This is a genomic window from Achromobacter sp. 46006 (assembly GCF_059761975.1).
Genome location: NZ_JCBANN010000092.1, coordinates 1 through 13,910, shown reverse-complemented (window position 1 = coordinate 13,910; position 13,910 = coordinate 1). Strand labels below are relative to the sequence as shown.

Here is a 13,910-nt window from a genome sequence, read left to right as displayed (position 1 = left end):
GGGCGACAACGTGACGATGACCGTCAAGCTGCTGGCCCCGATCGCCATGGAAGAAGGCCTGCGTTTCGCCATCCGTGAAGGCGGTCGTACCGTCGGCGCCGGCGTCGTCGCCAAGATCCTGAAGTAAGCAATACCCGGATGGGTAGAGTGGACTCTCAAGTCCCTCTATCCATCTTTGCTGTAAAAGTAGTATGATGATTGGTTCCGCAAGCCGCTACGCGTGGCGGCTTGGCTGGAACGGTAAAAATGTAGTGCACGTGTAGCAGTGCTGTAGTGCGTTTAAGTTTTAGGGGCATAGCTCAATTGGCAGAGCGTCGGTCTCCAAAACCGAAGGTTGTAGGTTCGATTCCTACTGCCCCTGCCACCGCCAGGATAAACCCGCGGGAGATCATCGCGAGTTACGCATTCACGGCGGCTCGCGTCGCAATATGTCTAATACCAGCGTAGAAACCGTAACCAGTACCGCCGACCGGGTCAAGCTCGGGCTGGCGGTTCTTGTCGTTATTGCTGGCATCGTCGGGTTTTCCGTGCTCAGCGCACAACCGATGCCTGCCCGTATCGGCGTCTTTGTCGGCGGCCTCGTGATCGCAGCCGTGATCGCCTGGTTCAGCGAACCCGGCCGTCGCACCCTGAGCTTTGCGAGCGAGTCCTACAACGAAGTCAAGCGTGTGTCGTGGCCGACCCGCAAGGAAACGACCCAGATGACGGGCATCGTTTTCGCGTTCGTGGCGATCATGGGCATTTTCATGTGGGTGCTCGACAAGGGCATCGAATGGATTCTCTACGGCCTGTTGCTGGGCTGGAAATAAGGACGGCGAATGAGTAAGCGTTGGTATGTCGTCCATGTGTACTCCGGCATGGAAAAAAGCGTACACAAGGCCCTGAACGAGCGCATCGAGCGCGCGGGCCTGCAAACGTCTTTCGGCCGCATTCTTGTGCCCTCCGAGGAAGTCGTCGAGGTCAAGGGTGGCCAGAAGTCGATCACCGAGCGCCGCATTTTCCCCGGTTATGTCCTGGTTGAAATGGACCTGACCGACGAAACGTGGCACCTGGTCAAGAACACCAACCGCGTCACCGGCTTTTTGGGTGGCTCGGGCAATCGTCCGACCCCGATTTCCGAGAAGGAAGTCGAAAAGATCCTCTCCCAGATGGAAGAGGGCGTCGAGAAACCCCGCCCCAAGATCCTGTTCGAAGTGGGCGAGATGGTTCGGGTCAAGGAAGGTCCGTTTGCGGACTTCAACGGCAACGTCGAAGAAGTCAACTACGAAAAGAGCAAGGTTCGCGTGTCTGTCACGATCTTCGGTCGTGCCACCCCCGTCGAACTGGATTTCAGCCAGGTCGAAAAGACCTGATTTCAAACCCCGGGGAGCCCTGGCCTCGCGCTAGGGCGATATAACCCGCAAGGAGCAAAGCATGGCGAAGAAGATCGTCGGCTTTATCAAGCTGCAAGTGCCGGCTGGTAAGGCTAACCCCTCCCCCCCGATTGGCCCGGCCCTGGGTCAGCGTGGCCTGAACATCATGGAATTCTGCAAGGCGTTCAACGCCAAGACCCAAGGCATGGAGCCTGGTCTGCCGATTCCGGTGGTGATCACCGCTTTCGCCGACAAGAGCTTCACCTTCATCATGAAGACCCCGCCCGCGACGGTCCTCATCAAGAAGGCTGCCGGTGTGCAGAAGGGTTCGTCCAAGCCGCATACCGACAAGGTTGGCACGCTGACCCGCGCGCAAGCTGAAGAAATCGCCAAGGCCAAAGGCCCCGATCTGACCGCCGCCGATCTGGACGCCGCCGTCCGCACGATCGCTGGCAGCGCCCGCAGCATGGGCATCACGGTTGAGGGGATCTAATCATGGCAAAACTGAGCAAGCGCGCCGCCGCCATTGCGCAAAAGATCGACCGCACCAAGCTGTACCCGGTCGCCGAAGCCCTGACCCTGGTCAAGGAAACCGCTGTCGCCAAGTTCAACGAATCGATTGACGTGGCCGTGCAACTGGGCATCGACCCGAAGAAGTCGGACCAACTGGTCCGCGGTTCGGTCGTGCTGCCCGCCGGTACCGGCAAGACGGTCCGCGTTGCCGTGTTCGCCCAAGGCGACAAGGCTGAAGCCGCCAAGGCCGCTGGCGCCGACATCGTCGGTCTGGACGATCTGGCCGAGCGCATCAAGGCCGGTCAAATGGACTTCGACATCGTCATCGCTTCGCCCGACACGATGCGTGTCGTGGGCGCCCTGGGCCAGGTCCTGGGTCCCCGTGGCCTGATGCCGAACCCGAAGGTCGGCACCGTGACGCCCGACGTCGCCACCGCTGTCAAGAACGCCAAGGCCGGTCAGGTTCAGTACCGCACCGACAAGGCCGGCATCATCCACGCCACGATCGGCCGCGCGTCGTTCGACGTGGAACAACTGCAAACCAACCTGGCCGCACTGGTCGACGCCCTGCAAAAGGCTCGTCCCGCCGCTGCCAAGGGCATCTACCTGCGCAAGCTGGCCGTTTCGTCCACGATGGGCGGCGGTGCGCGCGTGGAAATTGCCTCGCTGTCGGCTGCCTAAGCCTACAGCTGTAAACGTACTTTGGGCCGCATCCGGATTCCTCCGGATGCTGCTGTCAAAGACCGCTGGAGCAGGTCGGTGGAAGCAGTATCCCGCCGACTCGCTTAATACCGAAGCTCGCACAGTTCGGATCCAGCGTAGACGGCGTCCCCAGGAAGATTTCTTTACCCGAAGAACTCGACCAGGCGCCGCATTCGGTTGACGCGCAAGGCTCCGGCCCCAGGCGTCTTTTGATGGAGTGTTCAAACCGTGAGTCTCAATCGTCAAGAGAAAGCGGTGGTAATCGAGGAAGTCTCGGCCGAAGTGGCCAAGGCGCAATCGATTGTTATCGCCGAGTACCGTGGTCTGGACGTCGCCTCTGTCACCGTACTGCGCAAAACTGCGCGTGAATCGGGCGTGTATCTGCGTGTTCTGAAGAACTCGCTGGCCCGTCGTGCTGTTGCCGGCACGGCTTTCGAGCCGTTGGCCGAGCAACTGACCGGTCCGCTGATCTATGGCATCAGCGCTGATCCGGTTACGGCGGCCAAGGTCCTCGCAGGTTTCGCGAAAAGCAACGACAAGCTGGTCATCAAGGCGGGCGCTCTGCCCAACAGCCTGTTGAACCAAGAAGGCGTGAAGGCCCTGGCCACCATGCCCTCGCGCGAAGAGTTGCTGTCGAAACTGCTGGGCACCATGCAAGCCCCCATCGCGCAATTCGTGCGTACGCTCAACGAAGTTCCGACCAAGTTCGCCCGTGGCCTCGCCGCCGTGCGCGACCAGAAGGCCGCGGCCTAATCGCCGTCCTTCCCGGAATTCGCTGAACGACCGAGCGACACCCAAACCCTGGCATTACCCAAATATTTGGAGTTCTTAAAAATGGCACTTAACAAAGCTGAAATCCTTGACGCCATCGCTGGCATGACCGTGCTCGAACTGTCCGAGCTGATCAAGGAAATGGAAGAGAAGTTCGGCGTGTCGGCTGCTGCCGCCGCTGTGGCCGTGGCCGCTCCGGCCGCCGGTGGCGCTGCCGCCGCTGCTGAAGAGCAGACCGAGTTCACCGTTGTCCTGGCTGAAGCCGGCGCCAACAAGGTTTCCGTCATCAAGGCCGTGCGCGAGCTGACCGGTCTGGGCCTGAAGGAAGCCAAGGACCTGGTCGACGGCGCGCCGAAGCCCGTCAAGGAAGGCGTTGCCAAGGCTGACGCCGAAGCCGCCAAGAAGAAGCTGGAAGAAGCTGGCGCCAAGGTCGAAGTCAAGTAAGACCTGCGTCAACTTGCCCGGGGACAGCGCAATTTGCCGTCCCCGGGCTTTTGCGTTTCCAGGAAACCCCTGCTGGGGTCATGTCCTTTCAGAGGGGTTTCCTGGAGTCGTATCACCTGGGGCCGTGGTTGACGGCCCATGCAACCTCGAGTCGGAGTGCTCATGCCTTACTCGTACACCGAAAAAAAGCGCATCCGCAAAAGCTTCGCCAAGCGTGAAGACGTTCAAAACGTTCCTTTCCTCCTGGCGACTCAGCTTCAATCCTACCTAACTTTCCTGCAGGCGGATACCGCCCCGTCCGAACGCGTAGCCGACGGTTTGCAGGCGGCGTTTACGTCGATTTTCCCGATCGTTAGTCACAACGGTATGGCGCGCTTGGAGTTCGTGAGCTATGTGCTCGGCGAACCGGTGTTCGATGTCAAGGAATGTCAGCAACGTGGCCTGACCTATGCCTCGCCCCTGCGAGCCAAGGTCCGCCTGGTGCTGCTTGACCGCGAAGTCAGCAAGCCCACCGTGAAGGAAGTGAAGGAACAGGAAGTCTACATGGGCGAGATTCCGCTCATGACCGGCACCGGTTCGTTCGTCATCAACGGCACCGAACGCGTCATCGTGTCGCAGCTGCACCGTTCGCCCGGCGTGTTCTTCGAGCACGACCGCGGCAAGACGCACAGCTCCGGCAAGCTGCTGTTCTCGGCCCGCGTGATTCCCTACCGCGGCTCGTGGCTGGACTTCGAGTTCGACCCCAAGGACGTCCTGTTCTTCCGCGTCGACCGCCGCCGCAAGATGCCTGTCACGATCCTGTGCAAGGCCATCGGCATGACGCCGGAATCGATCCTGGCCAACTTCTTCGACTTCGACAACTTCGAGTTGAAGAGCGAAGGCGCCATGATGGAATTCGTGCCCGAGCGCTGGAAGGGCGAAATGGCCCGCTTCGACATCGCGGACCGCTCCGGCAAGGTCATCGTCGAAAAAGACAAGCGTATCAACGCCAAGCATCTGCGCGACCTGGCTGCCGGCGGCATCCAGCGCATCTCCGTGCCGGAAGACTTCCTGTACGGCCGCGTGCTGGCCAAGAACATCGTTGACGCCGACACCGGCGAAGTCATCGCCAACGCCAACGACGAGATCACCGAAAGTGTGCTGGGCAATCTGCGCGCCGCCAACGTGCACGACATCCAGACGCTCTACACGAACGACCTGGATCGCGGCCCGTACATCTCGCAAACGCTGCGCACCGATGAAACCGCCGACCAGATGGCCGCGCGCGTTGCCATCTACCGCATGATGCGCCCTGGAGAACCGCCCACCGAAGAAGCGGTGGAAGCGTTGTTCCAGCGCCTGTTCTACAGCGAAGAAACGTACGATCTGTCGCGCGTCGGCCGCATGAAGGTCAACAGCCGCCTGGGCCGTGGTGAAGACATCACCGGCCCCATGACGCTGACCAACGAAGATATCCTTGAAACCATCAAGGTGCTGGTCGAGCTGCGTAACGGCCGTGGCCAGATCGACGACATCGATCACCTGGGCAACCGCCGCGTGCGTTGCGTCGGCGAACTGGCCGAGAACCAGTTCCGCGCCGGCCTCGTGCGGGTCGAACGCGCCGTCAAGGAACGTCTGGGCCAGGCCGAGACCGAAAACCTGATGCCGCACGACCTGATCAACTCCAAGCCGATCTCGGCCGCCATCAAGGAGTTCTTCGGTTCGAGCCAGCTGTCGCAGTTCATGGACCAGACCAACCCGCTGTCGGAAATCACGCACAAGCGTCGTGTTTCCGCACTGGGCCCGGGCGGCCTGACCCGCGAGCGCGCCGGCTTCGAAGTCCGTGACGTGCATCCGACCCACTATGGCCGCGTCTGCCCGATCGAAACGCCGGAAGGCCCGAACATCGGCCTGATCAACTCCATGGCGCTGTACGCTCGCCTGAACGAGTACGGCTTCCTGGAAACGCCTTACCGCAAGATCGTCGACGGCCGCGTCAGCGACCAGATCGACTACCTGTCGGCCATCGAAGAAAGCCACTACGTGATCGCGCAGGCCAACGCTGCGCTGGACGAAGAAGGCAAGTTCGTGGACGACCTGGTGGCTTGCCGTGAAGCCGGCGAAACCATGCTGACCGCTCCGGCCAACGTGCACTACATGGACGTGGCCCCGTCGCAGATCGTGTCGGTCGCCGCCTCGCTGATTCCGTTCCTGGAGCACGACGACGCGAACCGCGCGCTGATGGGCGCCAACATGCAACGTCAGGCCGTGCCTTGCCTGCGTCCGGAAAAGCCGGTCGTGGGTACGGGTATCGAGCGCACCGTGGCCGTTGACTCGGGCACCACCGTGCAGGCGCTGCGTGGCGGCCTGGTCGACCACGTCGACGCCGAGCGCGTGGTGATCCGCGTGAACGACGAAGAAAACGTCGCCGGCGAAGTCGGTGTCGATATCTACAACCTGATCAAGTACACGCGTTCCAACCAGAACACGAACATCAACCAGCGTCCCATCGTCAAGCGCGGCGACCGTGTCGCCAAGGGCGACGTGCTGGCCGACGGCGCATCGACGGACCTGGGCGAACTCGCCCTGGGCCAGAACATGCTGATCGCGTTCATGCCCTGGAACGGCTACAACTTCGAAGACTCGATCCTGATCTCGGAAAAGGTCGTGGCCGATGACCGCTACACCTCGGTGCACATCGAGGAACTGACGGTCGTTGCCCGTGACACCAAGCTGGGTCCGGAAGAAATCACGCGCGACATCAGCAACCTTGCCGAGACGCAACTGAACCGCCTAGACGATTCCGGCATCACCTACATCGGCGCCGAAGTCAGCGCCGACGACGTGCTGGTCGGCAAGGTCACGCCCAAGGGCGAGACCCAGCTGACGCCGGAAGAAAAGCTGCTGCGCGCCATCTTCGGTGAAAAGGCGTCCGACGTTAAGGACACCTCGCTGCGCGTGCCCTCGGGCATGACCGGCACCGTGATCGACGTGCAGGTGTTCACGCGCGAAGGCATCGTGCGCGACAAGCGCGCCCAGTCCATCATCGACGATGAACTGCGCCGCTACCGCCAGGACCTGAACGACCAGCTGCGCATCGTTGAAAACGACCAGTTCGACCGTATCGAGAAGATGCTGGTAGGCAAGACCGTCAACGGCGGCCCGCGCAAGCTGGCCAAGGGCGCCACGATCACCAAGGCTTACCTGGCTGATCTGGACCGCTGGCAGTGGTTCGACATCCGCCTGGCCGACGAGCCCCACGCCGTGGTGCTGGAGCAGGCCAAGGAATCGCTCGAGCAGAAGCGTCACCAGTTCGACCTGGCCTTCGAAGAGAAGCGCAAGAAGCTGACGCAGGGCGACGAGCTGCCCCCGGGCGTGCTGAAGATGATCAAGGTCTACCTGGCCGTGAAGCGTCGTCTGCAGCCCGGCGACAAGATGGCAGGCCGTCACGGCAACAAGGGCGTGGTCTCGCGCATCACCCCGGTGGAAGACATGCCGCACATGGCTGACGGCACGCCGGCCGACATCGTTCTGAACCCGCTGGGCGTGCCCTCGCGGATGAACGTGGGCCAGGTGCTGGAAGTGCACTTGGGCTGGGCTGCCAAGGGCGTGGGTCACCGCATCGCCGACATGCTGCGCGACGAGCGCACCGCGCAGGTCAAGAACGTCCGTGCGTACCTGGACAAGGTCTACAACACGACCGGCACCGGCGCGCGCATCGACGAGCTGACCGACGAAGAAGTCATGGAAATGGCCCAGAACCTCAAGAACGGCGTGCCGTTCGCGACGCCCGTCTTCGACGGCGCGACCGAAGAGGAAATCACCAAGATGCTGGAACTGGCCTATCCGGACGACGTCGCCAAGCGCATGGCGCTGACGCCCTCGCGCACGCAGGCGTGGCTGTACGACGGCCGCACCGGCGAGAAGTTCGAGCGTCCGGTCACCGTCGGCTACATGCACTACCTGAAGCTGCATCACTTGGTCGACGACAAGATGCACGCGCGCTCGACCGGCCCGTACTCGCTCGTGACCCAGCAGCCGCTGGGCGGCAAGGCGCAGTTCGGTGGCCAGCGTTTCGGGGAAATGGAAGTGTGGGCGCTGGAAGCCTACGGCGCCGCCTACACCCTGCAGGAAATGCTGACGGTGAAGTCCGACGACATCACCGGCCGCACCAAGGTATACGAAAACATCGTCAAGGGCGATCACGTCATCGATGCCGGCATGCCGGAATCGTTCAACGTGCTGGTCAAGGAAATCCGCTCGTTGGCCCTGGACATGGATTTGGAGCGTAACTAATGAAAGCGCTACTCGACCTCTTTAAGCAAGTCTCGCAAGACGAGCAATTCGATGCCATCAAGATCGGCATCGCCTCGCCCGAGAAGATCCGTTCGTGGTCCTACGGCGAAGTTCGCAAGCCCGAGACCATCAACTACCGCACGTTCAAGCCCGAGCGTGACGGTCTGTTCTGCTCCAAGATCTTCGGCCCGATCAAGGACTACGAGTGCCTGTGCGGCAAGTACAAGCGCCTGAAGCACCGTGGCGTGATCTGCGAGAAGTGCGGCGTTGAAGTTACCGTTGCCAAGGTTCGCCGTGAACGCATGGGCCACATCGAGCTGGCCAGCCCCGTCGCGCACATCTGGTTCCTGAAGAGCCTGCCGTCGCGTCTGGGCATGGTGCTCGACATGACCCTGCGCGATATCGAACGCGTCCTGTACTTCGAAGCCTGGTGCGTGATCGAACCCGGCATGACGCCGCTCAAGCGCGGCCAGATCATGTCGGATGACGATTTCCTGGCCAAGACCGAGGAATACGGCGACGACTTCCGTGCCCTGATGGGCGCGGAGGCCGTGCGCGAACTGCTGCGCACCATCGACATCGACCGCGAAGTGGAAACGCTGCGCGGCGAACTGAAGGCCACCAGCTCGGAAGCCAAGATCAAGAAGATCTCCAAGCGCCTGAAGGTGCTGGAAGGCTTCCAGAAGTCCGGCATCAAGGCCGAGTGGATGGTCATGGAAGTGCTGCCCGTGCTGCCGCCGGACCTGCGTCCGCTGGTGCCGCTGGACGGCGGCCGCTTCGCGACCTCCGACCTGAACGACCTGTACCGCCGCGTCATCAACCGCAACAACCGTCTGAAGCGCCTGCTGGAGCTGAAGGCCCCTGAAATCATCCTGCGCAACGAAAAGCGCATGCTGCAGGAAGCCGTCGACTCGCTGCTGGACAACGGTCGCCGCGGCAAGGCCATGACCGGCGCCAACAAGCGCCAGCTCAAGTCCCTGGCCGACATGATCAAGGGCAAGAGCGGTCGTTTCCGTCAGAACCTGCTGGGCAAGCGCGTCGACTACTCGGGCCGTTCGGTCATCGTGGTGGGTCCGCAGCTCAAGCTGCACCAGTGCGGCCTGCCCAAGCTGATGGCCCTGGAACTGTTCAAGCCGTTCATCTTCAATCGCCTGGAGATGATGGGCCTGGCCACGACCATCAAGGCCGCCAAGAAGCTGGTGGAAAGCCAGGAACCGGTGGTCTGGGACATCCTGGAAGAAGTCATCCGCGAACACCCGGTCATGCTGAACCGTGCGCCCACGCTGCACCGTTTGGGCATCCAGGCGTTCGAGCCGGTCCTGATCGAAGGCAAGGCCATCCAGCTGCACCCGCTGGTCTGCGCGGCGTTCAACGCCGACTTCGACGGTGACCAGATGGCCGTCCACGTGCCGCTGTCGCTGGAAGCCCAGCTCGAAGCGCGCACGCTGATGCTGGCTTCGAACAACGTGCTGTTCCCGGCCAACGGCGAACCGTCGATCGTGCCGTCCCAGGACATCGTGCTGGGTCTGTACTACACGACCCGCGAGCGCATCAACGGCAAGGGCGAAGGCATCTTCTTCACCGACGTGGCCGAAGTGCAACGCGCCTACGACAACGGCGAAGTCGAGCTGCAAAGCCGCATCACCGTGCGCCTGAAGGAACACGAGCGTGACGAGAATGGCGAGTGGCAGCCGGTGATCCGCCGCCACGAAACCACCGTCGGCCGCGCGCTGCTGTCCGAGATCCTGCCCAAGGGCCTGCCCTTCACCGTCCTGAACAAGGCGCTGAAGAAGAAGGAAATCTCGCGCCTGATCAACCAGTCGTTCCGCCGTTGCGGCCTGCGCGACACGGTGATCTTCGCCGACAAGCTGATGCAGTCGGGCTTCCGCCTGGCCACCCGCGGCGGTATCTCGATCGCCATGGGCGACATGCTGATCCCGTCGGCCAAGGAAGGCATCCTGGCCGAAGCCAGCCGCGAAGTGAAGGAAATCGACAAGCAGTACTCGTCGGGTCTGGTCACGTCCCAGGAACGCTACAACAACGTGGTGGACATCTGGGGCAAGGCCGGCGACAAGGTCGGCAAGGCGATGATGGAGCAACTGGCCACCGAACCCGTGATCAACCGTCACGGCGAGGAAGTGCGCCAGGAGTCGTTCAACTCCATCTACATGATGGCTGACTCGGGCGCCCGCGGTTCGGCCGCCCAGATCCGCCAGCTGGCCGGCATGCGCGGCCTGATGGCCAAGCCGGACGGCTCGATCATCGAGACGCCCATTACCGCGAACTTCCGTGAAGGCCTGAACGTGCTTCAGTACTTCATCTCGACTCACGGCGCGCGTAAGGGTCTGGCCGACACGGCACTGAAGACGGCGAACTCGGGTTACCTCACCCGTCGTCTGGTCGACGTGACGCAGGACCTGGTGATCACCGAGGACGATTGCGGCACCTCGCAGGGCTACAACATGAAGGCCCTGGTGGAAGGTGGCGAAGTCATCGAGCCGCTGCGCGACCGTATTCTCGGCCGTGTTGCCGCCGTGGACATCGTCAACCCGGACACGCAGGAAACCGCCATCACGGCCGGCACGTTGCTGGACGAAGACATGGTCGACACCATCGACCGCATCGGCGTGGACGAAGTCAAGGTCCGCACCCCGCTGACCTGCGAAACGCGTCACGGCCTGTGCGCGCGCTGCTACGGCCGCGACCTTGGCCGCGGTTCGTCGGTCAACCAGGGCGAAGCGGTCGGCGTCATCGCCGCCCAGTCCATCGGTGAACCCGGCACGCAGCTCACGATGCGTACGTTCCACATCGGTGGCGCGGCATCGCGTTCGGCCCTGGCCAGCGCGGTGGAAACCAAGTCCAGCGGCGTGGTCGGCTTTGCCAGCACCATGCGCTACGTCACCAACTCGAAGGGCGAGCGCGTTGCGATCTCGCGTTCGGGCGAACTGGCGATCTTCGATGACAACGGCCGCGAACGCGAACGCCACAAGATCCCGTACGGCGCGACCGTGCTGGTGGGCGATGGCGAGGCCGTGAAGGCCGGCGCGCGCCTGGCGACGTGGGATCCGCTGACCCGTCCGATCGTGTCGGAATACGGTGGCGCCGTCCGCTTCGAGAACATCGAAGAAGGTGTGACCGTGGCCAAGCAGGTGGACGAAGTCACCGGCCTGTCGACGCTCGTCGTCATCACGCCCAAGACCCGTGGCGGCAAGATCGTCATGCGTCCGCAGATCAAGCTGGTCAACGAGAACGGCGAAGACGTCAAGATCGCCGGCACCGATCACTCGGTGAACATCTCGTTCCCGGTCGGCGCGCTGATCACCGTGCGTGACGGCCAGCAGGTTGCCGTGGGTGAAGTGCTGGCGCGTATTCCGCAGGAATCGCAAAAGACCCGCGACATTACCGGCGGTCTGCCGCGCGTGGCCGAGCTGTTCGAAGCCCGTTCGCCCAAGGATGCCGGCATGCTCGCCGACGTCACCGGCACGGTCTCGTTCGGCAAGGACACCAAGGGCAAGCAGCGCCTGGTCATCACCGACCTGGAAGGCGTGAGCCACGAGTTCCTGATTCCGAAGGAAAAGCAGGTGCTGGTGCACGACGGCCAGGTGGTGAACAAGGGCGAAATGATCGTGGACGGCCCGGCCGATCCTCACGACATCCTGCGCCTGCAGGGCATCGAGAAGCTGGCGACCTACATCGTCGACGAAGTGCAGGACGTTTACCGTCTGCAGGGCGTGAAGATCAACGACAAGCACATCGAAGTGATTGTTCGTCAGATGCTGCGCCGTGTGAACATCGTCGATGCGGGCGATACCGAGTTCATCCCGGGCGAGCAGGTCGAGCGCTCCGAGCTGCTGAACGAGAACGACCGCGTCAACGCCGAGAACAAGCGTCCGGCCACCTACGAAAACGTGCTGCTGGGTATCACCAAGGCCTCGCTGTCGACCGACTCGTTCATCTCGGCCGCCTCGTTCCAGGAAACCACGCGTGTCCTGACCGAAGCCGCCATCATGGGCAAGCGTGACGACCTGCGTGGCCTGAAGGAAAACGTCATCGTCGGCCGCCTGATCCCGGCCGGTACCGGCCTGGCGTACCACCATGCCCGCAAGGACAAGGAAGCCCTGGAGGCCGCGGAACGCGAAGCCGCCCGCCAGTTGGCCAACCCGTTCGAAGACGCGCCGGTCACGGTGGGTTCGGACGCCGATGTGCCGCCGGCCGACCTGGGCAGCGAAGACGCCGCCGAGTAAAGGCAAGCGCCGGTGTGTCCCCCGCGCGGTTCCGGCGGGGGAGGCCAGAAGCAAAAAGGCCGCTGATGCGAATCAGCGGCCTTTTTTTCGCCTGGCTGGGTTGCTTTCGCCTGGCTGAGTTGCGTTACTTGGCCGCCAGGCTCTTGGCACGCTGGAACACCGGGCCCCAGATCGGATGGCCCGCTTCGTTGGGCGCCAGCTCAAAGGCGGGATCGATCTGCAGGATGCGGCCGAAGCTGTCCTCGCACAATTGTGTATAGCGGCTGACGCAGTAGCTGAACGCTTGCAGTTTGTACGCCTCGATGCGCACGGCCTTGCTGGACGCGGCCAGTTCGTCGGAACGCGCCACCCGGCGGATGACTTCGCCGTAATGGCCGGCCATGTATTGGTCACGTACCTGTTGCAACTGTTCCAGCGCCTCGGGCGTGGGCGCGCGGTCGGGTGCATTGGCAGCCAGGCCGGCACAGCCGGCCAGCCCGAACGATAATCCGAGCACACCGTAGAGAAGGCGAATTTTCATAGGCTTTCAGCGAATTGGGAGAATTTGACGATACGCTATCGTGCCACAGCCTGATGCGCTCGGACATTTTCGGCAATGTCCTTGCGTAACGGATTGGATAATATTCCGCCTATCAGCCGTCAACCCGTTTTCCTGCGCCCGCCGCGCTGCATTTTGATTATGTCTTCATCCGTCGGCCTGCATACGCCGCGCAGCCCCTTTTCAGGGGCCGCGCCGCTCGCCTTGCGCCCCTTGAGCGCCATTGCCGCCAGTTCGGCGGGGGGCGTGCCGGAGGCACGTATCAAGCGCTTGCTGTCGGATCTGCTGCCGTCGCTGATGGGCCTGCATGCCCAGGGCGAGATTTGCGGCGACATTTCCCTGGATACCGTGGGCATGGACGAAGGCGCGCGCGCGCACCTGCTGCCGGAACTGGCGGTGCCGCGGTCGCGCCGGGCAGGGGTGACGCCGGTGCCGGGTTTCGCGCCATTCGAACTGTATACCGATTCCGCTGAATGGCCCCGAGGCCCCTGGACCGACGTCTATGCGCTTTGCGCGGTCATGCATGCCCTGGTCATCGGCCTGCGTCCGCCACCCGCGCCGGAGCGCCGCGCGACCGACAGCTATGAACCATTGATGGCACTGGGCCTGACGAAGTACAGCCCGGCATTTCTCGGGGCCATCGATCGCGGCCTGGCGATGCTGCCGGCCGACAGGCCACAGACTCTGGCCGAACTGGCCACCATGCTGGATATCTCCGCGTATGCCGAATCCGCGCCCGTCGTTCCGGAGGTGTCGCATGCGGCGGCCGCGACCCTGCCCGCCGCGCCGGCCACGGCAGCCGGCAAACCGCGCGGCGCCGGCCGGCCACTGCTGCTGTTGCTGCTGTTGGTGGCGTTGCTGGGCGCTGGCGTCTATGCCTGGCTGCGTGCCGGCGGCGGTGGCACCAATGGCGTGATCACGCGTTCCGAATTGGTGCAACCGAATCTGCCGGCGTCCTCGTCCGCGCCTGTCCCGACCGCCCCAGCGCCCGCGGCCATGGCGCCGTCTGAAGCGCCGCTGCCGGCGGCCTCGCAGCCGGCCGCTTCCGAGACGGGCGCGGCTGGCATGGCG

The 13,910-nt window shown here is 62.9% G+C and carries 11 protein-coding genes and 1 tRNA gene; 11 read left to right on the top strand and 1 reads right to left on the bottom strand.

From position 1 onward, the window contains the following. The 10 genes from AC6LKG_RS25265 to rpoC all read left to right on the top strand — a co-directional run. The coding region (locus AC6LKG_RS25265) for an EF-Tu C-terminal domain-related protein (protein ID WP_458575104.1) at positions 1 to 127 on the top strand (127 nt) is incomplete at its 5' end. A 161-nt stretch (positions 128 to 288) separates the two neighbouring features. Beyond that, a tRNA-Trp gene (locus AC6LKG_RS25260) sits at positions 289 to 364 on the top strand. A gap of 64 nt (positions 365 to 428) precedes the next feature. Next, on the top strand, positions 429 to 809 hold the full coding sequence (gene secE / locus AC6LKG_RS25255) for a preprotein translocase subunit SecE (protein ID WP_498169487.1): 381 nt from the start codon (positions 429 to 431) through the stop codon (positions 807 to 809). 9 nt (positions 810 to 818) lie between these two features. Then, positions 819 to 1,352: a transcription termination/antitermination protein NusG gene (gene nusG, locus AC6LKG_RS25250; protein ID WP_006389586.1), complete on the top strand. Its 534-nt coding sequence runs from the start codon at positions 819 to 821 to the stop codon at positions 1,350 to 1,352. A 61-nt stretch (positions 1,353 to 1,413) separates the two neighbouring features. Then, on the top strand, positions 1,414 to 1,845 hold the full coding sequence (rplK, locus tag AC6LKG_RS25245) for a 50S ribosomal protein L11 (protein ID WP_006389587.1): 432 nt from the start codon (positions 1,414 to 1,416) through the stop codon (positions 1,843 to 1,845). A 2-nt stretch (positions 1,846 to 1,847) separates the two neighbouring features. Continuing rightward, on the top strand, positions 1,848 to 2,546 hold the full coding sequence (gene rplA / locus AC6LKG_RS25240; RefSeq protein ID WP_175133224.1) for a 50S ribosomal protein L1: 699 nt from the start codon (positions 1,848 to 1,850) through the stop codon (positions 2,544 to 2,546). A 249-nt stretch (positions 2,547 to 2,795) separates the two neighbouring features. Continuing rightward, complete coding sequence (gene rplJ, locus AC6LKG_RS25235; protein WP_006389589.1) at positions 2,796 to 3,320, top strand: 50S ribosomal protein L10; 525 nt, start codon at positions 2,796 to 2,798, stop codon at positions 3,318 to 3,320. A gap of 81 nt (positions 3,321 to 3,401) precedes the next feature. After that, the gene (rplL, locus tag AC6LKG_RS25230) at positions 3,402 to 3,782 is read left to right on the top strand and encodes a 50S ribosomal protein L7/L12 (RefSeq protein WP_006389590.1); all 381 of its coding nucleotides are present in this window, start codon (positions 3,402 to 3,404) and stop codon (positions 3,780 to 3,782) included. A gap of 162 nt (positions 3,783 to 3,944) precedes the next feature. Further along, positions 3,945 to 8,057 (top strand): DNA-directed RNA polymerase subunit beta, encoded by a 4,113-nt coding sequence (gene rpoB, locus AC6LKG_RS25225; protein ID WP_498169484.1) that lies wholly within the window; start codon positions 3,945 to 3,947, stop codon positions 8,055 to 8,057. Continuing rightward, positions 8,057 to 12,301 (top strand): DNA-directed RNA polymerase subunit beta', encoded by a 4,245-nt coding sequence (gene rpoC, locus AC6LKG_RS25220; protein ID WP_498169482.1) that lies wholly within the window; start codon positions 8,057 to 8,059, stop codon positions 12,299 to 12,301. The genes rpoB and rpoC overlap by 1 nt, the downstream gene beginning before the upstream one ends. Before the next feature lie 124 nt (positions 12,302 to 12,425). Here rpoC and AC6LKG_RS25215 read toward each other — a convergent pair whose 3' ends face one another. Next, on the bottom strand, positions 12,426 to 12,821 hold the full coding sequence (locus tag AC6LKG_RS25215; protein WP_498169481.1) for a TssQ family T6SS-associated lipoprotein: 396 nt from the start codon (positions 12,819 to 12,821) through the stop codon (positions 12,426 to 12,428). 159 nt (positions 12,822 to 12,980) lie between these two features. Here AC6LKG_RS25215 and AC6LKG_RS25210 point away from each other — a divergent pair. Then, positions 12,981 to 13,910: serine/threonine-protein kinase (locus AC6LKG_RS25210; RefSeq protein ID WP_498169479.1), on the top strand; the 930-nt coding region annotated here is incomplete at its 3' end.